This window comes from Flavobacterium panici, assembly GCF_903819335.1.
Classification (GTDB): Bacteria; Bacteroidota; Bacteroidia; order Flavobacteriales; family Flavobacteriaceae; genus Flavobacterium; species Flavobacterium panici.
This window is the reverse complement of the sequence record NZ_CAIJDE010000034.1, coordinates 15,435-34,335: the sequence shown is the minus strand read 5'-3', so window position 1 is coordinate 34,335 and position 18,901 is coordinate 15,435. Positions and strand designations below refer to the sequence as shown.

Genomic DNA, 18,901 nt, shown 5'->3' with positions numbered 1-18,901 from the left:
AATTAAAAAATCATCATGAAAATTCATTATATATCTGAAAACAATAGTGTTCTAAATCATTTTTTGGGACAAATTAGAAATGTAAATGTGCAGAACGACAGCATGCGTTTTAGAAGAAATATTGAACGCATTGGCGAAATTATGGCTTATGAATTAAGCAAAACTTTACCGTATAAAAGTGTTGAAATTCAAACTCCGCTAGGCATCAAAAAAACTACTGAAATTGAAACTGATTTGGTTTTGTGTCCAATTTTGAGAGCTGGATTACCGCTTCATAATGGCTTTTTAAATTATTTTGACCACGCCGAAAACAGCTTTGTTTCTGCCTGTAGATTTCATCCAAATGGTGGTGATGATTTTGAAATTTTAGTTGAATATCAGGCTATTTCAAATTTAAACAATAAAACAGTTTTGCTTCTTGACCCAATGCTGGCAACGGGACAATCTATTGTAGCGGTTCACAAAAAACTGATTGAAAATGCTGCGCCAACAGAATTTCATATTGTGGTGGTTATCGCTGCTCCGGAAGGAATTGCGCATCTTGAAAAAAACCTTCCCGAAAATTGTCATTTATGGGTTGCTTCTTTAGACGAAAAACTGAATGAGAAAAATTACATTGTTCCCGGACTTGGTGATGCCGGCGATCTTGCGTACGGAAGTAAATTATAACTGAGAGAAAAAAGTAAATAAACTGCACAAAATCAAAACATAAAATACAATTTCGTTGTTGAGTTTTTGCTGCATATATTCTACGTGACTTGCCGCCATCATTGATAATGGTGCAATGCTGAACAATAATAAATCGTTTGTTTTATCTGGCGAAATAAGGAAAACAAGAACGGCAATAAAAAAACAGGCTACCACTTTTTTATACGATGTATGTACAATTTGCGGTCTGTTTGACAAGGTTGTTAACATTGAAAACACAAAAAACACGACAACCGCTGCATATATCGAAAGCGCTCCATTTTCGTAATTATTTTTAAAATAATCTATTCTAAAATCGACTACTGCACGTTCCTGAACAAACTTAACAGCATCAATATGGAACATTAATGAAACCATATAAAAGACGATTGACACAGCCAAAAGTGCAATAAATGGCAAAACCCAGTTTCTGTAATCTCTCGAAACGTGAAAAATTATCGATATAAAAACTAAAATTACAAAGAGGATACTCCAAAATTGAAATAAACAAGCTACAAAAATCCAAAAAGAAGCATCGAATATTTTTTCTTTTGATGCTTTTAAAGACTGAAGGGAAATCAATCTGCGAAGTGCCAATAATATAAAGAAATTGGCATAAACAACATTTGGATGGTTGAATATTGTGGGGAAAAACAATATGAATAATAAGTAGAAAAATATCGCGTAACCGTTGTCTTTACTGAGCCCGTTTTTCTTGACAATAAAATTGACCATGAAAAATGAAGCAAAAATAAAACACAGTAAACTTACTTTTTGAAATATCGTAAAATAAGAATTTATCCAAGACGTTTCTCGAATTTGAAACATAAAGAAGAAAACCAGTATCAAAATTACAACCAACGAATAATTTAATGGTGTAGATTTTTTAAAAACACTTGTTATCATAAGGATATTTTATACTTTTGTGACTGTAAATATAATACTTGTTTAAAAAGGAAAACCAACAAGTTGAAAAAAGATTCTCAGTTTGAATTTTGCTTCAAGGCGTTAAAACAATAATAACATATAATTTTATAAATTATGAAAGCTTTTTTTGAAGGAATACAATACTTATTCGTTAACATTTTATTTGCTCCGCTTGACTTTTTACGTCATTTAGAATTAAAAACATGGTTTGGTGCAAACACTATCAACTGGATTTTTATGATTATCTGTTCTGCAGCAATCGTATATTGGATTAAACAATTACGTATTTTTGATGCTGCAGGAACTGAAAACCAAGATACAACGGCTCACTCTTTCTTAAAGTAAGTCGAAGCCGATATCCTTTCTAAAATACATCTTATCAAAATTTAGTTTATCTATGTTTTGGTAAGATTTTTTTATGGCCTGTTGGAAATCATCTCCGTATGATGTCACAGTCAAAACACGTCCTCCATTACTAACGACATTTTCCCCATCTAATTTTGTTCCGGCGTGAAAAACTATCGAATCAGTAATATTTTCTAAACCTGTAATAACTTTTCCTTTTTCGAAATCTTCAGGATATCCGCCAGAAACTACCATAATTGTAGTCGCACTTCTTGGATCAACTTTTAATTCGAATTCATCTAATTTTTGATTTGCAACCGAAAGGAACAATTCAACTAAATCAGATTCTAATCTAGGAACCACAACTTCAGTTTCAGGGTCTCCCATTCTTACGTTGTATTCAATAACTATTGGCTCATTTTTTACATTAATCAAACCAATAAATACAAATCCTTTATATTCGATTCCGTCTTTTTGGAAACCTTCGATTGTTGGTTTTACAATACGAGTTTCGATTTTTTCCATCAAAACAGCATCAACATAAGGAACTGGAGAAACTGCTCCCATTCCGCCTGTATTTAATCCTGTATCGCCTTCACCAATTCTTTTGTAATCTTTTGCTGTTGGAAGAATTTTATAGCTTTTTCCGTCAGTTAAAACGAAACAGCTTAATTCAATTCCGTCCAAAAATTCTTCAATAACAACTTTTGAACTTGCTGCTCCAAATTTCTCGTGAACCAGCATATTTCTAAGTTCTGTTTTTGCTTCTTCAAGATCCTGAACAATCAAAACTCCTTTTCCTGCTGCTAAACCATCTGCTTTTAAAACGAATGGCGGTTGTAATGTTTCTAAAAATTTACATCCTTCTTCAACCGTTTTGGCAGTAAAACTATCGTAAGCTGCAGTTGGGATATTGTGTTTCATCAAGAATTCTTTTGCAAATTCTTTACTTCCTTCTAATTGAGCCCCTAATTTTGATGGACCAATTACCGGGATATTTTTTAAACTTTCGTCGTTTTTAAAATAATCATAAATACCTTTTACCAACGGATCTTCTGGCCCTACGACTACTAAGCTTATATTTTCTTTAAGCACTAATGCTTTTATTGCTTCAAAATCAGTTGGAGCAATTGCCACATTTTCAGCAATTGCAGCTGTTCCTGCATTTCCTGGTGCAACAAAAAGTTTTTCGCAAAGCGGGCTCTGAATCATTTTCCACGCAAAAGCATGCTCTCTTCCGCCTGATCCCAATAATAAAATTGTCATGGTATAGTTGTATTTATGTTGTGGTGCAAAAATAGTTGCTTTTAACCGTATATAATAATTTTTTTTACTTACTTTTGACGTTAGTAATGCGAAAGGTATGATAATCTCATTTGGATCGAAAGAAACTGAAAAAATTTGGAATGGTGTTGTTGTCAAAAAACCTTCAATTGAAATACAGCAAATTGGTAGAAGAAAACTTAGAATGCTTCATAACTCTCAAAATTTAACCGATTTAAGAATTCCACCTTCTAACCGTCTTGAAAAATTAAGCGGTAATTTAAAGGATTTTTACAGCATCCGAATTAACAATCAATGGCGCATAATTTTTGTTTGGGAAAATGGAAATGCTTCAAATGTTGAAATTATCGATTATCATTAAAAAAGAATTAAAATGGAAAAATTAAAAAATATACATCCAGGAGAGATTTTATCGGAAGAATTTTTAATTCCTCTAAATATTACACCTTATCGTTTATCTAAAGATTTGAAAATTCCGCAAACAAGGATTTCTGAAATCATTAAAGGTAATAGAAGAATTACTGCTGATACTGCTCTGCGATTAAGTCATTATTTTGGAAATTCTGCTAAATTTTGGCTGGGACTTCAGGACGATTTTGATATTGAAGAAGAAGAATCAAATAAACGTCAGGAATTGAAATCAATTAAACGTTACGATTTAAAAGAAGCTGTTTAATGGTTCACCTTTTTGATCTTTCCCTTCAATTAAATGGTTTTCCTATAAAGAAAGCTAAAGCCGAATTGGATAAAATTGTTCATTTTTCTGAAGAAGAATATGTTTCGTTTCTCGAAAGTAAAAAGAAAGAAATTGTTGATTTTCATTTAAAGAATAACTCTTTTTATAGAGAATTAGTTGGAAATACTACTGCCGAAAATTGGGAGGATTTACCCATTTTGAACAAACAAAATTTACAAAAACCACTTGAAGAAAGACTTTCAAACGGTTATTCAAAAAGCAATATTTACCTCAACAAAACGTCCGGATCCAGCGGAACACCTTTTGTTTTTGCTAAAGATAAATATTCGCACGCTTTAACTTGGGCTTCAAACATTATGCGTTTTGGCTGGTTTGGCATTGATTTTAATCATTCGTATCAGGCACGTTTTTATGGTATTCCGATGGATTTTATTGGTTATCAAAAAGAACGTTTGAAAGATTTCCTGACGCATCGTTTTCGTTTTCCGGTTTTTGATTTATCTGATGATATTTTAGAAAAATTTCTGCAGAAATTCAAATCGAAAAAATTCGATTATGTCAATGGTTATACGAGTTCAATTGTTTTATTTGCCAAATTTTTAGAACACAAAAATATCATATTAAATGAAATCTGTCCAACTTTAAAAGCTTGTTTTGTGACTTCCGAAATGCTTTTTGAAACGGATAAAAAACTACTGGAAAAACAATTCGGCATTCCGATTATTAGTGAATATGGTGCTTCTGAACTGGATTTAATTGCTTTTGAAAATCCTCAAGGCGAATGGCAGATAAATGCTGAAACTCTTTTTGTAGAGATTTTAGATGAAAACAATAATGTTGTTCCACATGGAACGGAAGGAAAAATTGTAATTACATCTTTATTCAACAAAGCAAATCCTTTTATCAGATATGATATTGGCGACATTGGAATTCTCGATGAAAAAAGTACCCCTCAAAAGCCAATCTTAAAAAAATTAATTGGCAGAACAAATGATGTTGCCATTTTACCAAGCGGGAAAAAATCTCCTGGTTTGACATTTTATTATGTAACCAAAAGCATTATTGAGGATGACGGAAATGTAAAAGAATTTATCATCAAACAAATGCAATTAGATACTTTTGAAATTGAATATGTTGCTGAAAAAGAATTGGTTTCAGAACAAATTCAAAAAATAAAAGAAGCCATCGATTTATATTTAGAACCAAATTTGAACTTCACTTTTACTAGAAAATCTGTTTTAGAAAGATCCAATCGCGGGAAATTAAAACAGTTTAAATGTTATTTATAAATATAAATAAAATCTTACATTTGTTTTTCTAATAAAAACTTATGGACGATCAATCTCTGCTTTCTGAAGAAACAATTTCAAATAAAATATATTTTATCCGTGGTCAAAAAGTGATGCTTGATCGTGATCTAGCCTTACTTTATGAAATAGAAAGTAGAGTTTTAAATCAGGCTGTAAAAAGAAATTCATCTCGATTTCCGCCAGATTTTATGTTTCAACTTACTGAAATTGAGCATAATTCTTTAAGATCACAAATTGTGATCTTAAAGAAAGGAAGAGGTGAACATCAAAAATATTTGCCTTTTGCATTTACCGAACACGGCGTACTAATGCTTTCTAGTGTATTAAAAAGCGACAAAGCAATTCAAACCAATATTCAAATCATGCGTATCTTCACGAAAGTGAGACAAATGCTTTTGGATACAACGGAAATTAAAGTTGATATTCTGCAGATTCAAAAGAAGTTAGAGAATCATGATAAGAATATTGAATTAGTTTTTTCCTATTTGGATGAACTAACTGAGAAAAAAGAAAATGAAGTTGGAAGAATCAAGATTGGGTATAAAAAATAATTCTCTAAGGTCACAAATTGTGACAGAACTTGATATCACAATTTGTGACCTCAAGTTTTGCGAAGATTTTATGTTTAAATTGGAGGACGCAAATTGCGTCCTCCAATTCTGAACGAGATTTTCAAGGTCACAGATTGTGACCTTGAAAACTTGAAGTCGCAAATTGTGACTTCAAGTTTTGCGATGATTGACTCTCAAAATATCTTAATTTGAAAATTGGAAGTCACAAATTGTGATCTCCAATTCTATTCGTGATTCTCTAAGGTCGCAAATTGCGACCTTAGAGAGAATATTTAAACTTTCTTTATATATCTTGGTTTTATAAACAGCTGAGTAAATAAAAATTGTATCATCAATAAAACAGAAGACACAAAATTAAAACCATGAAAATCTCGATAAACACCAAAGTTGTGTTTTATCAATTTAAATTTTGAAGATGAAATAGAATCTTTTCTAATTCTATAAAAAGCTAAAGATTCTGGTACAGCTTCTACCGCTTTTAATTGTTTTAAAATCGTAAGCCATATTCTCCAATCCTGCCTTTTTTCTGAAGATTCTAATTTGATTTTTCCAAAATATTCAGTGTCGTAAATAGCCGTAAGATTACCAACGTAATTACAAAAAAACAATTCTTTATACGTTAACGGATTTGGCGATTCTACTCTTCTTTTTAAATTATTTCCCTCTTCATCAATAGAATCGTAATAACTAAAAGTAAAAGGCTGATTATTTGTTTTTAAAAACTGAATCTGTTTTTCTAATTTAGTTGAAGACCACAAATCATCTGCATCAAGATAGGCAATGTATTTTCCCGTAGCTTTTTCCAAAGCTTCATTTCTTGCGAAACCATTTCCTGAATTTTTAGATAATTTGAATAATTTAATTCTGAAATCCTTTTGAACAAATTCTTCAATAATAGAAACCGTTTCATCAGTTGATGCGTCATCGACCAAAATCATTTCCCAGTTTTGATACGTCTGGTTTTGAACTGATTCTATAGTGGCTCTAATGAACTTTTCAGTATTATAGGTTGGTGTTAAAATAGATACTAAATCGTTCATTAATATGCTTTTTTATCGCCTTTGAAAATGTTTATTATCGTTTGAGAAATTATTTTCAAATCAAGAATAAGAGACCAGTTTTCAATATAAAAAACATCAAATTTTATTCTGTTTACCATATCTCTTTCTGTTGTAATTTCTCCTCTAAAACCGCTTACTTGCGCTAATCCGGTAATTCCGGGTTTAACAGAATGACGAATTATATATTTTTTTAACTTCTTTCCGTATTCCTTATTTTGTGACCAAAGATGCGGCCTTGGTCCAACAACTGACATATCTCCTAATAAAACATTGACAAATTGCGGAAGCTCATCAATACTTGTTTTTCTCATGAATTTACCAATTGCTGTAACGCGCGGATCATCTTTTGAAGCTTCTTTCTCTGTTGTTTTATTCATTTTCATAGAACGGAATTTATAACAAATAAATTCGTTTTCATCTATGCCCGGTCTTCCTTGTTTAAAAAAAACTGGTCCTTTAGATTCTAATTTTATTAAAATTCCTAATAATGGATATATCCATGATAATAAAAAAACAATAACTACAATAGAAAATAAAATATCAAAAAAACGCTTTAAAATTTTAATTGCGGGCTCGTTTAATATTGTCTGTTTCAGCGAAAGCACTGGAAATAAATCGTAATAATCTATTTTTAGATTTTTTGAGAAAATCTCTTTAGTATCTGGAATAAATTTTATGCCTTTATTGTTTTCATAAGCAAAATCAATTAGTCCTTTCAGATAATTGTTTGATACTTCGTGCAAAGAACAATATATTTCATCAACAGAATTTGCTAGTACAAAAGGTTTTAAATCTTCTAATTTACCTATAACTTCTTGATTTTCTTTTTTATCTGAAAAAAATCCCAAAAAACGATAGCCATAATCTTTTCTTGTTTCAAATAGATCTTTTAACCGAATTGCTTCTGGCGTAAACCCAATAATAATAGCATTTCTGTAATTACTTCCAGTTATTATTCTGTATTTTTTTAAATAAAAAAATAACAAAAACTTAAAAATGCTTATCAATACTGTGATTGAAAATGCAAATATTGCAATGGCTCTTTGTTCAAAAATCGCGTGCTTGGAAAATGGAAAAAAAGCAATTACAATTAAAAGAAACAGAATTGTTTGCTGGAATATTTTTGAAGCAATTACAACTGGTGGTGTGAATCGATATACATCGTAAAATTTTATAGAAAAAGCAATTAAGCTCCATCCTAAATATTGGTAAAAGACAAATAATAAAGTATTTGCAACTAATTCTTTAAAAACAAAAAAACTCAAAATAGCAATTACTATCAGATCTATTAAAATACTGATTGGCCTTATATATTTTGAGTATCTTCCTGTTTGAACCACCGTCATAAATTGTTTTTTCTATATACTATTTTATGTAATTCGAAAAATCCTTATGTTCTTCTTTAGAAAGTTCTTCTTTAGAAAGTGATCTAAAATAATCGTATGTAATTTTCATTCCTTCAGAACGGCTTACTTTTGCTTCCCAACCTAATAATTCTTTTGCTTTGGTAGTGTCTGGCTGACGCTGCAATGGATCATTTATAGGCAATGGATGATATACTACTTTTTGATTTGTTCCAGTAAGTTTTATAATTTCTTCTGCAAAATCTTTAATTGTAATTTCATCCGGATTTCCAATATTTACCGGATATACATAATCAGAATGTAATAATCTGAAAATACCTTCAACCTGATCGTCTACATAACAAAACGAACGGGTTTGCATACCATCTCCAAAAATAGTTAAATCTTCTCCGCGAAGTGCCTGACCAATAAACGCAGGAATAACACGTCCGTCATTCAGACGCATTCTCGGACCGTATGTATTAAAAATACGCACGATTCTGGTTTCTACACCGTGAAATGTATGATATGCCATTGTTATGGATTCCTGAAAACGTTTAGCTTCATCATAAACACCTCTTGGTCCAATTGTATTTACGTTTCCGTAGTATTCTTCAGTTTGCGGATGTACTAACGGATCTCCATATACTTCAGAAGTCGAAGCGATGAGAATTCTTGCTTTTTTAACTCTCGCCAAACCAAGCAAATTGTGGGTTCCTAATGAACCAACTTTTAAAGTCTGAATTGGAATTTTTAAGTAATCAATAGGACTTGCCGGTGAAGCAAAATGTAAAATATAATCTAAATCACCCGGTATGTGGACAAATTTTGTAATATCGTGATGGTAAAATTCAAAATGCTCTAATTTGAATAAATGCTCAATGTTTTTAAGATCTCCGGTAATCAAATTATCCATTCCGATAACAAAATAACCTTCCTTGATAAATCGATCGCACAAATGTGATCCTAAAAAACCCGCTGCTCCGGTAATAAGTATTCTTTTCATAATGATTATTTATACAACGCAAATGTAAGTGTTTTGAAAATTATAGAACTATTATAAAAAACAAAACTGCCTAAAATTAATTAGGCAGTTATTTATTATATAAATGCTATTTTTAAATCAAATGATTCTTAAAAAGAAGAATGATTTTTATACTATTTCTTAGATTTTACTATTGTTTCAAGTGCTTCTATTTTTTTATTCTGTTCTATAATATATAGCGTTAACTCCTCTATTTTTTCTTGTTGAATTCTAAACATCTCTGATACGTTAATTCCTTCTTCTTTCACTTGTTTAGCAGATGGAACATTTGGTAAGTGTTTATTTGCTGCTATAAAAGTTTCTACTTCAGATAAAGGCATTAATTTATACTTATCATAAAATACATAATCTGCCCAAGTTCCATTTGAACTTAAACTAACGCGGATTTCATCTGTTAAGACACCTCCTTTTACAAAAAGTTTATAGTTGGCATAAAGTGGATTTGTCGGAAAAGTAGTTACATCAATTCCTACTTTTCCAGAACTGCTTATTTTCATTCTTTCTGCAGTATTTGTATAAAAATTAATTCCATTCCATCCAGAGAATGAAACTGTTGGCGATGGGCTAGAACTATCAAATTTGCTCATCGTCATACCATAATTTGCTATTGGTATATTGTTGGTTTGAGCATTTGAAAAACTATCTGTTGTTGTAAATCCAATTTTTCGATACACATTTACGGATTTATAAGATTTATATTTCCATCAATTGTTAGTTTCTCATTTGGATCAGTAACCGCAATCCCAATATTACTTGTTGTACTGGAATTTGTAGTAGCATATACAGTACCATATGGCACATAAATTTGTGAAAAACACATTGCAGAAATAAAAAATATTAATATTGAAAATGATTTTTTCATGTCTAAATTTTTATGCTTTTAATTGTTTTTAAAAATAATTGATTTACTGTTAAAATTTATTCTTTAAGAAAATATTGTTAACATATTTTTCTGTTTTTTACTTTAAAAAATATTTTTTTGTTCAAACCTTCCATGTTCTTTAAACTTTGTTTCGACAAATTCTTTCATTTCATTTTCAAATCGCCGCTTAGAAAATTTCAAGGCATGTTCCCGAATTTTTTTAGGATCAAATTCTGTTTTTTCGAAAGCAATTATAGCTTCTTTAATTTTTTTAGTTGTTTGTTCTTTGAAGAAAATCCCTGTTATGTTTTCAAGAACTGTTTCTAAAGCTCCTCCTTTTGCAAAAGCTATAACTGGAGTTCCACAAGCTTGTGCTTCAACAGGAATTATTCCAAAATCTTCCTGGGCGGCAAAAACGAATGCTTTTGCCTTTTGCATATATTTTTTAAGCATTTCATAATCAACAAAACCAACAAGTTTAATGTTGCTTTTCGCTATTTTTTGTAGTTTTTTAAATTCTGGTCCATCTCCTGCAACGATTAATTTTAAATGAGGCAGTTCATTAAAAGCTTCTACAATTAATCTAACTTTTTTATAAGTAACTAAACGTGATGCTGTAAAATAATAATCTTGTTTTTGTTCTTCTAACTGGAAAAAATCAACATCAACAGGTGGGTAAATTACAATTGACTCCCGATTATAAATCCTTTTTATTCTTTTGGCAATATGGTCTGAATTTGCAATAAAAAAATCAACATTTTTAGAATTTGCAACGTCCCATTTTTTTATTTTATTTAAAACATGTTTTGCATAAAGCCCTTTTATTCCCTTATTTAAATTGGCATCTTGTAAATATTCTTCTTGTAAATCCCACACATAACGCATAGGAGAATGACAGTAACAAATATGTAATTGTTCTTGTTTTGTTACAACACCTTTTGCTACAGCTGATGATGAACTAATAATTAAATCATAATTGCTTAAATCAAATTGTTCTATTGCTAATGGAAATAATTGCAAAAATTTACGGTGGTTTTTCTTTGCTGTTGGTAATTTTTGAATGAAACTTGTTTTGGCTTTTTTTCCATGAAGAATGAAATTTCGATCTTCATCATTCAGAAAATCTATTAGTGCAAAATGATCAAAATCATTCCAAATTGAGTTAATGGAATGAATTACTTTTTCGGCACCTCCATTTACATAATACCAATCGTTAATTAGTGCTTTTTTCAAAGTTGTTCTTGTTTGTTTTTCAAATTTTCAATTATGGAAATATAATGATCTGACGTTATTTTCCAATTAAATTTTTGAGATAGTTTTAATGACTTTTTGCAAAGATCAGTATAGTTTTCTAAATCAATTAAATCTTTTATTTTTTTCGCTAATTCTAAAGGTTTGCCTGGATCAAAAAACAATGCTGTTTCATTATATAATTCTTTATATACATGAATATTTGACAAAATACATGGCGTTGAAACACTCATTGCTTCAAGTGCAGAAAGCCCAAATCCTTCGTAAAAAGAACCGTTAATAAGTGCCTTTGCTCCTTCCATTTGTTTTTTTAATTCAATATCTGAAACGTCATTTAAAAATTCAACATTCAAACTATCAGATTCTAAAAGATCATTTTTAAATATAGTATTAAAAGAATCGCCAATAATTTTTAATTTACATTGATCTAGATCTAATGCTTTAAAAGCTTCTAAAATTACCTTAATATTTTTTCTGGGATTTAATGAATTTACGGCAATAAAATAATCGCCTTTTTGATTTACTTCTTCATTAAAGCTAAAAAAACTTGCCAAATAAACAACGTCTATTTTTGAAGACTCAACATTTGGATAAAATTTTAAAATTTCATTTTTAGAAAAATTACTGACGGTAATTATTTTTAAAGCTTTTTTTAAATTGAAATAAAATAATATGTTGTAAACAAAAGCAAATTTCCAGTTAAACCAATTTTTGTTCTCTTTTACAGCCATGTCATGAACCACTATCACATTCTTTTTAAATAGAATTGGAGCTGTATTACAAAAATTAATTAATAGGGAAACTTTATTCCGAAATAAAAAAAGGGGTAATTCAACTTGTTCCCAAAAATAACCTGAAAAGTAACCTATTTTTCTACAATTTAATGATTCTGAAACAGGGTTTAAGAAGGGTTTGTTTGGGCAAAGAAAAACTATTTCTTCATTATAATACTGCTGCAGATTTTTACCTATTTCTGTAGCTACTCGCTGAACTCCCGTAACTTTTTGAGTTAAAAAACGACCATTGACAACTATTTTATTATGCATCTTGAATAGTATTTTCAGTTCGAATTACAAAGAGATAACAAAACCATAAGAACAAATATATCCCGAGTTGTCTGCTTAAGAGGTTTTCAAATAAACTTTGGGATGAAAAAATGAAAATGAAAAAAAATGAATACCCATTTTTATTTTTTATAAAGTTCCAAAATTGAACACCAAAAATTCCTAAAAATAAAGTAAGTCCCAAGAAACCATACGTAACAAAGTACCAAATGTATTGATTGTGGGTATTGTATTTAAAATTCTTTTTTCCAATCCACCAATATGGACCGCTCAATACTTCTTTTGAATTATAACAATCTATTAATTTTGCATCAACCTGTTCACTGCTAAATGTTCCGGTAAAATAATTAAACGTTTTTTCATCGACTATTCCTTTTGCGCATTTCCAAATTACAATTCTTGGTTCTCCTTTTTCAACAGTTAATCTTTGGATTATATATTGATTAGTAAAAACCATAACAAATAAAACGCCCACAAGTCCTACAAAGTATACCGTTTTTCGTTGTTTTAAAAAGATAAAAAAGCAAAGCAAAACAGAAACTCCCATTGCAAGTCTTGCTGCAATGATAAACAAAGTGAATATTATTAAACCAATAAATAAATAAAGAATTACCTTTTTAATTGTTGTATTATCCAGCAAAAATTTAATACAAAAAATGGATAGTAAACAATTTAGAGAAAAATAAGGTCTTTCCAGAATAAACTTGTTTTCTACTAAAGCTGTAAAGTTTTCAAAGCTTTTAGAGTCTGAAAAAAATTGATATTGTAATACAATAAAATCAACGTATAATAAATGTATTAACTGCAAAAGCAAAAAGGAAAAAATAAAAAATTTAATTTCCTCAAAACTGAATTTTTTTACTAAAAACATTCCCGGAATAAATATAAAACCGAGCGATCTGACAATTAATTTCGTGGAAGAATCATAATTAAAAAGGAAAGATAAAATGTATAAAACATAAATTGATCCAAACAACAGGCTTAATAATTTAACGGTTAAATTATTGTTCTGGTTTTTTACTTTTGAAACATTCAAAAGCAACAATAGCAAAATAGCCGGTGTAGCCAAAGATATTTTAAACACAAATGAGAATGCTATGAAAAATAAACAAGCTAATTCTATTTTAAATTTCTTAAAGATATCTTGAATCATAATAGTATATTTTTTGAGTGACCAAATTAATTTGTTATTAGCTTCTGTTCGTTTAATTTATTTCTATGAATAGCAAAAGGTATTGCCAGAAAAACCCAAATAAAAAGCATAATAAAGGACGGAAATGCATTAAAAGATAAAATGATGCAAATTATACCTGCTGTAATCGAATCTTCTTTTAAATAATAAGCTTTCGTTAAAATTAAAAACAGAAACAGTATAAATAATACTGAAGCTATTACACCATATTCTGAGAAAACCTCTAAATATACATTGTTAGGAATGGCTCGTTCATTTTTTCGTTGTGCAAAATGGTCAAAATATGCATTTCTATTCACGACAATTTTTTTATACTTATTATAATGATCGTAATGAAGTCCATAATTTGCAGGTCCTACTCCAAAAAAAGGATTCTCAATTCCAGAATAAAAAGCAACATTTCCGGTAATAATCCTGTCTGCTTTTGAAAAATTATTTTGAGTGAGCGTTTTTGTCGGATCAAACAGTTTTCCATATACATACTTTTGATAGAATTCAGTTTGAATAAGTATTAATATACCTATAATTACAACTGGAATTACTTTAAGAAGAAAACTTAATTGCAGAAGCTTTTTTTTATAAAAAAAGAAAATAAAAATAAATACCGAAAGTATTGAAATTGTAGACATTGATACAATAACACTAAAAAGTAAAAACCAGCCATGAACCATTTTTTTTAAATAAAATGAAACGGATGCCGATAGTAATAAAAACAATCCAAAATAATTACCTTCTTTGAAAGTACTAGATCTAATAAACCCTTCTAACATTTGCGGCTCCTCAATTCCCGGAAGCTTAAAATATGGTATGTTTAATTTTGATGATAAAAATAAATACCATCCATAGACCGCTGCTATTATGGCTCCAAAAATCCATATTTCTAAAATTTTTATATCTTTTGTAAATAATCTATAGGATATAAAATAAGCTGCCAGACACAAATAAAAATAACAGAGTCTAATAAAACTATCTCCAACCCTATTGATTCGAAACGGAAATCCTTTTGGCGGATAAGGATAATTCCAATATATATTTACGATAAACGATAACGTCACCAAAATCGCTACTAATAGAATTATAAGATTATTGTTAAAAAACCAAAGCGTGTCTCTTGAGATCGTTTTTTTATTGATATAGAACAGCAGTAAAATTACAAGTGCAATTTCAGATATTTTGAGTGGAAAAAAAATATTCAATGTTAGTGCCTGAGTAAAAGGCAGAAACACTAAAAAAACTTTTCTAATATCAATTTTCATTTGATTGCTTTAATTTTTTGCTTTACTAAAAACCATTTTTAAAATCTTTGGAATCACTTTAAAATTTCTCTGCCAAATTCTATTCCCAATCGTTAAAGTTAAAATCGATAGATAAATAAATCCGAGATTTTTTCGGTTATACTTTTTAGCAAAAGTAATTCGGCTATTCATCGTAACCAAGTCTATAAACTTAGATTTTTGTTCGTTAATTTTTGACTTTGTGCTATTTCCTTGTTTATGATAAATTCCAAAAACCGGCAATATTTTTAAACTTCCTCCTTTTTGTTTTGCTCGAAAAACCCAGTCAAGTTCTTCATAAAATAAAAAGTAATCTTCTGATAATAATCCTATTGATTCCAGATCATGATATTTAATTATCATAGAAGCCCCAATAGGATAATTTGCTTTATCTACTATTGTGTCAAAATTTAAAATTGCTTCATTAATCGAAATTCCTTCTCCCAAATGTGATGTTAATCCTGTTTTTGAATGATACAAACCTCCTAAAGATTGAACTTTCTCTGGATTATCATATTCTAACAAAGCCGTTCCGTAAATAACTTTTGAGTTTGAAATGTGTTGCTTATCAATTTCAGAAATAATATCTGTAAGGCTGTTTTTTTCTAAAACCGTATCATTGTTTAAGAGCCAAATATAGGAATCCCGTTCTTTTTGATTTAAAATATATTTTAACGCCAAATTATTTCCTGCAGCAAAACCTTTATTCTCCTTAGCTTTTACAAAAAGTATTTTTTCTTTTTTACTTTCTAATAAAAAATCCTTTTCATCAATATTTAGAAACGATGAAGATTGTCCTTCTGCCCACAATTGCAGCTCTCCAAAATATTGCAATGTTTCGCTATTATCAATAATAATAATTTGATAATTGGTATAATGTAACTTTAAAATACTTTCTAAGCATTCAATAGAATCCTCAGAATTATTATAATTTAAAAGAACAATATATACCTTCTTATTCATTAACAGCGTTATATGTTTTTAATTTCGTCTAACTTTTAGAAAATATTGTGTACTTAAAAATTGTTCAAAAACACCAAACGTTATTTTGTTTAAAGTTGATTTCATTGAAGAAAGGTGTTTCAAATTTGATTCTATTTTTTGTACTTCTAACTCAGGAAATAAATTGATTAGGTTTAGCATATCTTTTTTACAAAAAAAACGAATATGTGTTTTGTCAAAAATTCCTTCATCTGCATATTCAAAACTTCCTTTGATAAAGATTTTATAAAAAACTTCAAAATTTCTTATATTAGGTAAACTAATGTAAAAATTACCGTCTTTTTTTAAATGTGGAATTAGTTTTTGAATTGTTTTTTGCGGTTCTACTAAATGTTCTAAAACATCCGGCAATAGTATACTATCAAAAAAATCTAATTCGAAAGGAACATTATCTTGCTCGATATTTCCAATAATAAAAGAATCAAATTTTTCTTTATTCTGATTAACATCAACAATATCAAATCCCATTATTATTTTTGCAGCACCTTTATTTTTTAATTCTAATAAAGTCGCGCCGGTGCCGGCACCTATTTCTAATATTGTTTGATCTTTTGATGTACCTATAAAAGAAATAATATCTTTTCTAATATTTGAAAAATATCCTTTTTCTTTATCTAAATAAGATTCTTGCATATTGCTTACCCACTGATTTAAATGTCCTTAATTTTGTATTTCTGGATACAAAATAGTATTATCAAAGTTGTGATCAATGCTTCTATTAAAAAAACGGCAGTCAAACTTCCCTGTAATTTAAAAAATAAGGTCAAAAAATAACCTAAAATCAACATCATTACAGAGCCGAAAGATAAAATTTTAGATAATAACTTCTGCTCATTTTTGTAAATTAAATATTGATAAAAAGGAATATTTAAAGCCGTAATAATTGGCACTATTATAAAACCTGAATAAAAACCCAGAAGGTTATAAATTTTACTATCTATCGTATAGTAATTTATAAAAATAGCTCCGCCAGTTATAATAACTGCAATTCCAAAAATTAATAGTGAAATATTAATGCCGTTTATTTTTTTTAAGAATAAAATGCCTTCATTCTTGCTTTTACTGTAGCTCTCACAAAATTTAGGAAAACTAACATTAAAAAAAACAGATAAATAGCTTCGGAAAATGTTGAGAATCATATCGCCAATTTTATAAATTCCGGCGTAATAATCACCAAGTAAACATTGAATTATTAAAATGGGGCTTTGTACATATGCTGCAATAGAAAAATTAGATATCAGTATAGAATATTCATTTTTAAACTGTTTTATAACTGAATCTATTTTAACATTAAAAAGAGACAGCTGATATGATTTCCATATTTTTATAAAAAAAAACGAATAAACTAAGGTATTTGATGTTCCTAGTATAAATAAAACTAAGAAATAGTCTTCTTTCTCTCGTATTAAAAGATAAACTACTAAGACGTAAATTATTTTTGAAAAGAATATAAGTCTATTTATACTACCAAATTTTTCCAGTCCCTGATAAATCCATGAAATATTAAAAAACTGCCCAGATAAAAGTGTTATTGCTAATAAATAAAGCTTTTTATCAATATCATTAAAAATCAAACTTGTTAAGATGATACCTAGAAAAAGTATAAAAAAGTTGATGAGTTTAATCGCAAACGAAGTGTTTAAATATTCCTGAATTATGCGAAAATTTTCTTTATGAACACTGACTTCTTTAACTCCCAGAATATTAGACCCAAAATCAATAAACAATCCCAATAATGTAAAAACAGATAGTGCAACGCCAATCTTTCCCCAATTTTCAATGCCACATATAGAAATGACTTTTGGGACCACTAATAACGGTGCAATTAAGTTTATTAACTGCCCTGAACCATACGTTAGATAATCTATTATTGTATTCTTTTTCATTATTAGCAATTGGTCTATAAATACAATTAATAACCAATAATAGAGTCCATTCTTTTTCTTATCAGTTCAACTTATTCATAAATAAATTATTAAACTAACTTATTTTATGGTTCAATCAATTTCTCCTTTAATAACTGTTTTTTATAAAATTTAAAAAGAAAATTTAAGAAAAGAAACAAAAAAAGAAACAAAACAGGGAATATAAATTTTAATTTCCCATTAAGTGATTTTGTATTTTTTATATTTAAAGTAGAATTGATTTCCTTAATCGTTTTATCAAAACTTAATAATTTTAATCTGTTTCTACCTTGCTCAACAACTAAATATTGTTTCGTTTTAATAAGGTCGTTCAATTGGGTATTTTCATTGTAATAAACCAATTTATCATTTTTATTCGTGTTTTTCACTGTATTTGAAAAACCACTTAAAACATTATCTATTTGAGCAATAATAGTATCATTTTGAGCAATTTGCTGTTTCATACTATTATAACCTATTTTTTGAGCAGAGTCAAAATATTCTGAAGAATTTAAATATTTTAATAATGGTTCAATAAAATCTTTTTCATTAACTAATTCAGTTGAAATAAAAGAAATTGTATGATAAGTATAATTTTTACTTACAACATTATCAATTAAAATTTTATTAATGTCACCCTCATCAGCCATTAACTTAATAAGTTCAAAGTTTGGTTCTCTATCTTCTACAAATTTAAAAGCATCAGAAATAGGTTTAATTTCAATTTTTTTAATTGCTTTAGGATGAGAAATTCCAACCACATTTTTTAGAAAAATGGTATCACCGGCATTAATTTTTGAATCAATTAAATCAATTTTTGAATACAAATAATCAACGCTTCCAAAATTTGGTGATACAACAATCTGATTTTGAAATGATTTTTTACTTGAGTCAAAATACCAACCCAATCCAAATCCAAATAAAAGTAATGTTACAACAATGATCCAATTTCGAATTAAAAATTGAATCGATCTAAAAATAGCAGTATTTATTCTATCAAAAAATCTACCTATACTTTTTGAAATTAGAAATAGATCAATCTCATGATCAGTATTATTTTGTGGTACTTTTGTACTCATTT

At 28.8% G+C, this 18,901-nt stretch carries 21 protein-coding genes; 6 read left to right on the top strand and 15 right to left on the bottom strand.

Annotated elements, in window-relative coordinates; genetic code table 11:
- Positions 1–15: 15 nt before the first annotated feature.
- A complete protein-coding gene (gene upp, locus FLAPXU55_RS06360; RefSeq protein WP_180857018.1) occupies positions 16–669 on the top strand; it encodes a uracil phosphoribosyltransferase in 654 nt (217 codons plus the stop codon).
- Here the strand turns inward: upp and FLAPXU55_RS06355 are convergent.
- Positions 664–1,593: a DUF6427 family protein gene (locus tag FLAPXU55_RS06355; RefSeq protein WP_180857017.1), complete on the bottom strand. Its 930-nt coding sequence runs from the start codon at positions 1,591–1,593 to the stop codon at positions 664–666. The two genes, upp and FLAPXU55_RS06355, sit on opposite strands and share 6 nt — an antisense overlap.
- 135 nt (positions 1,594–1,728) lie before the next feature.
- Here FLAPXU55_RS06355 and FLAPXU55_RS06350 point away from each other — a divergent pair, with 135 nt between their 5' ends.
- Positions 1,729–1,959 carry a DUF6341 family protein gene (locus tag FLAPXU55_RS06350; protein ID WP_053472999.1) on the top strand — a complete coding sequence of 77 codons (231 nt, stop codon included), beginning with the start codon at positions 1,729–1,731 and terminating at the stop codon, positions 1,957–1,959.
- On the opposite strand, the gene purD is transcribed toward FLAPXU55_RS06350, so the two are convergent.
- Positions 1,951–3,225 carry a phosphoribosylamine--glycine ligase gene (gene purD / locus FLAPXU55_RS06345; protein ID WP_180857016.1) on the bottom strand — a complete coding sequence of 425 codons (1,275 nt, stop codon included), beginning with the start codon at positions 3,223–3,225 and terminating at the stop codon, positions 1,951–1,953. The genes FLAPXU55_RS06350 and purD overlap by 9 nt on opposite strands.
- 97 nt (positions 3,226–3,322) lie before the next feature.
- Between purD and FLAPXU55_RS06340 the strand changes: the two genes are divergently transcribed.
- Genes FLAPXU55_RS06340 through FLAPXU55_RS06325 form a run of 4 tightly spaced genes read left to right on the top strand, consistent with a single transcriptional unit; the run spans position 3,323 to position 5,801 of the window.
- A complete protein-coding gene (locus tag FLAPXU55_RS06340; protein ID WP_053473001.1) occupies positions 3,323–3,604 on the top strand; it encodes a type II toxin-antitoxin system RelE/ParE family toxin in 282 nt (93 codons plus the stop codon).
- A 12-nt stretch (positions 3,605–3,616) separates the two neighbouring features.
- Positions 3,617–3,919: a HigA family addiction module antitoxin gene (locus tag FLAPXU55_RS06335; RefSeq protein ID WP_053473002.1), complete on the top strand. Its 303-nt coding sequence runs from the start codon at positions 3,617–3,619 to the stop codon at positions 3,917–3,919.
- The gene (locus FLAPXU55_RS06330) at positions 3,919–5,229 is read left to right on the top strand and encodes a phenylacetate--CoA ligase family protein (protein ID WP_180857015.1); all 1,311 of its coding nucleotides are present in this window, start codon (positions 3,919–3,921) and stop codon (positions 5,227–5,229) included. The genes FLAPXU55_RS06335 and FLAPXU55_RS06330 overlap by 1 nt, the downstream gene beginning before the upstream one ends.
- 41 nt (positions 5,230–5,270) lie before the next feature.
- Complete coding sequence (locus FLAPXU55_RS06325) at positions 5,271–5,801, top strand: ORF6N domain-containing protein (protein WP_180857014.1); 531 nt, start codon at positions 5,271–5,273, stop codon at positions 5,799–5,801.
- Positions 5,802–6,094: 293 nt separating this feature from the next.
- On the opposite strand, the gene FLAPXU55_RS06320 is transcribed toward FLAPXU55_RS06325, so the two are convergent.
- The 13 genes from FLAPXU55_RS06320 to FLAPXU55_RS06260 all read right to left on the bottom strand — a co-directional run bounded on the left by FLAPXU55_RS06320 (position 6,095) and on the right by FLAPXU55_RS06260 (position 18,899).
- Complete coding sequence (locus FLAPXU55_RS06320; RefSeq protein ID WP_180857013.1) at positions 6,095–6,862, bottom strand: glycosyltransferase family 2 protein; 768 nt, start codon at positions 6,860–6,862, stop codon at positions 6,095–6,097.
- On the bottom strand, positions 6,862–8,229 hold the full coding sequence (locus FLAPXU55_RS06315; protein WP_180857012.1) for an undecaprenyl-phosphate glucose phosphotransferase: 1,368 nt from the start codon (positions 8,227–8,229) through the stop codon (positions 6,862–6,864). Before FLAPXU55_RS06315 ends, FLAPXU55_RS06320 begins: the two co-directional genes overlap by 1 nt.
- A 19-nt stretch (positions 8,230–8,248) precedes the next feature.
- The gene (locus FLAPXU55_RS06310) at positions 8,249–9,232 is read right to left on the bottom strand and encodes a UDP-glucuronic acid decarboxylase family protein (RefSeq protein WP_053473007.1); all 984 of its coding nucleotides are present in this window, start codon (positions 9,230–9,232) and stop codon (positions 8,249–8,251) included.
- A gap of 152 nt (positions 9,233–9,384) precedes the next feature.
- Positions 9,385–9,945, bottom strand: a complete 561-nt coding sequence (locus FLAPXU55_RS06305; protein WP_180857011.1) for a hypothetical protein — start codon at positions 9,943–9,945, stop codon at positions 9,385–9,387.
- 2 nt (positions 9,946–9,947) lie between these two features.
- Entirely contained in the window at positions 9,948–10,133 is a 186-nt protein-coding gene (locus FLAPXU55_RS06300) for a hypothetical protein (RefSeq protein ID WP_180857010.1), read from the bottom strand.
- 102 nt (positions 10,134–10,235) lie between these two features.
- Positions 10,236–11,366 carry a glycosyltransferase gene (locus FLAPXU55_RS06295; RefSeq protein ID WP_180857009.1) on the bottom strand — a complete coding sequence of 377 codons (1,131 nt, stop codon included), beginning with the start codon at positions 11,364–11,366 and terminating at the stop codon, positions 10,236–10,238.
- A complete protein-coding gene (locus tag FLAPXU55_RS06290; protein ID WP_180857008.1) occupies positions 11,363–12,430 on the bottom strand; it encodes a glycosyltransferase family 4 protein in 1,068 nt (355 codons plus the stop codon). The genes FLAPXU55_RS06295 and FLAPXU55_RS06290 overlap by 4 nt, the downstream gene beginning before the upstream one ends.
- Positions 12,423–13,022, bottom strand: coding sequence for an O-antigen ligase family protein (locus FLAPXU55_RS06285; RefSeq protein WP_180857007.1), 600 nt, complete (start codon positions 13,020–13,022; stop codon positions 12,423–12,425). The genes FLAPXU55_RS06290 and FLAPXU55_RS06285 overlap by 8 nt, the downstream gene beginning before the upstream one ends.
- A gap of 605 nt (positions 13,023–13,627) precedes the next feature.
- Complete coding sequence (locus FLAPXU55_RS06280; protein ID WP_180857006.1) at positions 13,628–14,896, bottom strand: O-antigen ligase family protein; 1,269 nt, start codon at positions 14,894–14,896, stop codon at positions 13,628–13,630.
- Positions 14,897–14,905: 9 nt separating this feature from the next.
- On the bottom strand, positions 14,906–15,877 hold the full coding sequence (locus FLAPXU55_RS06275) for a glycosyltransferase family 2 protein (RefSeq protein ID WP_180857005.1): 972 nt from the start codon (positions 15,875–15,877) through the stop codon (positions 14,906–14,908).
- 18 nt (positions 15,878–15,895) lie between these two features.
- Positions 15,896–16,549: a class I SAM-dependent methyltransferase gene (locus tag FLAPXU55_RS06270; RefSeq protein WP_053473014.1), complete on the bottom strand. Its 654-nt coding sequence runs from the start codon at positions 16,547–16,549 to the stop codon at positions 15,896–15,898.
- Between the two features lie 17 nt (positions 16,550–16,566).
- Positions 16,567–17,802 carry a lipopolysaccharide biosynthesis protein gene (locus FLAPXU55_RS06265; protein ID WP_180857004.1) on the bottom strand — a complete coding sequence of 412 codons (1,236 nt, stop codon included), beginning with the start codon at positions 17,800–17,802 and terminating at the stop codon, positions 16,567–16,569.
- A 104-nt stretch (positions 17,803–17,906) separates the two neighbouring features.
- A complete protein-coding gene (locus FLAPXU55_RS06260; RefSeq protein ID WP_180857003.1) occupies positions 17,907–18,899 on the bottom strand; it encodes a hypothetical protein in 993 nt (330 codons plus the stop codon).
- Between the last annotated feature and the right edge of the window lie 2 nt (positions 18,900–18,901).

Bases quoted from the DNA above. Each gene is read 5' to 3' on its own strand.
- upp (WP_180857018.1), top strand. From the start codon at position 16: ATGAAAATTCATTATATATCTGAAAACAATAGTGTTCTAAATCATTTT.
- FLAPXU55_RS06355 (WP_180857017.1), bottom strand. From the start codon at position 1,593: ATGATAACAAGTGTTTTTAAAAAATCTACACCATTAAATTATTCGTTG.
- FLAPXU55_RS06350 (WP_053472999.1), top strand. From the start codon at position 1,729: ATGAAAGCTTTTTTTGAAGGAATACAATACTTATTCGTTAACATTTTA.
- purD (WP_180857016.1), bottom strand. From the start codon at position 3,225: ATGACAATTTTATTATTGGGATCAGGCGGAAGAGAGCATGCTTTTGCG.
- FLAPXU55_RS06340 (WP_053473001.1), top strand. From the start codon at position 3,323: ATGATAATCTCATTTGGATCGAAAGAAACTGAAAAAATTTGGAATGGT.
- FLAPXU55_RS06335 (WP_053473002.1), top strand. From the start codon at position 3,617: ATGGAAAAATTAAAAAATATACATCCAGGAGAGATTTTATCGGAAGAA.
- FLAPXU55_RS06330 (WP_180857015.1), top strand. From the start codon at position 3,919: ATGGTTCACCTTTTTGATCTTTCCCTTCAATTAAATGGTTTTCCTATA.
- FLAPXU55_RS06325 (WP_180857014.1), top strand. From the start codon at position 5,271: ATGGACGATCAATCTCTGCTTTCTGAAGAAACAATTTCAAATAAAATA.
- FLAPXU55_RS06320 (WP_180857013.1), bottom strand. From the start codon at position 6,862: ATGAACGATTTAGTATCTATTTTAACACCAACCTATAATACTGAAAAG.
- FLAPXU55_RS06315 (WP_180857012.1), bottom strand. From the start codon at position 8,229: ATGACGGTGGTTCAAACAGGAAGATACTCAAAATATATAAGGCCAATC.
- FLAPXU55_RS06310 (WP_053473007.1), bottom strand. From the start codon at position 9,232: ATGAAAAGAATACTTATTACCGGAGCAGCGGGTTTTTTAGGATCACAT.
- FLAPXU55_RS06300 (WP_180857010.1), bottom strand. From the start codon at position 10,133: ATGAAAAAATCATTTTCAATATTAATATTTTTTATTTCTGCAATGTGT.
- FLAPXU55_RS06290 (WP_180857008.1), bottom strand. From the start codon at position 12,430: ATGCATAATAAAATAGTTGTCAATGGTCGTTTTTTAACTCAAAAAGTT.
- FLAPXU55_RS06280 (WP_180857006.1), bottom strand. From the start codon at position 14,896: ATGAAAATTGATATTAGAAAAGTTTTTTTAGTGTTTCTGCCTTTTACT.
- FLAPXU55_RS06275 (WP_180857005.1), bottom strand. From the start codon at position 15,877: ATGAATAAGAAGGTATATATTGTTCTTTTAAATTATAATAATTCTGAG.
- FLAPXU55_RS06270 (WP_053473014.1), bottom strand. From the start codon at position 16,549: ATGCAAGAATCTTATTTAGATAAAGAAAAAGGATATTTTTCAAATATT.
- FLAPXU55_RS06265 (WP_180857004.1), bottom strand. From the start codon at position 17,802: ATGAAAAAGAATACAATAATAGATTATCTAACGTATGGTTCAGGGCAG.
- FLAPXU55_RS06260 (WP_180857003.1), bottom strand. From the start codon at position 18,899: ATGAGTACAAAAGTACCACAAAATAATACTGATCATGAGATTGATCTA.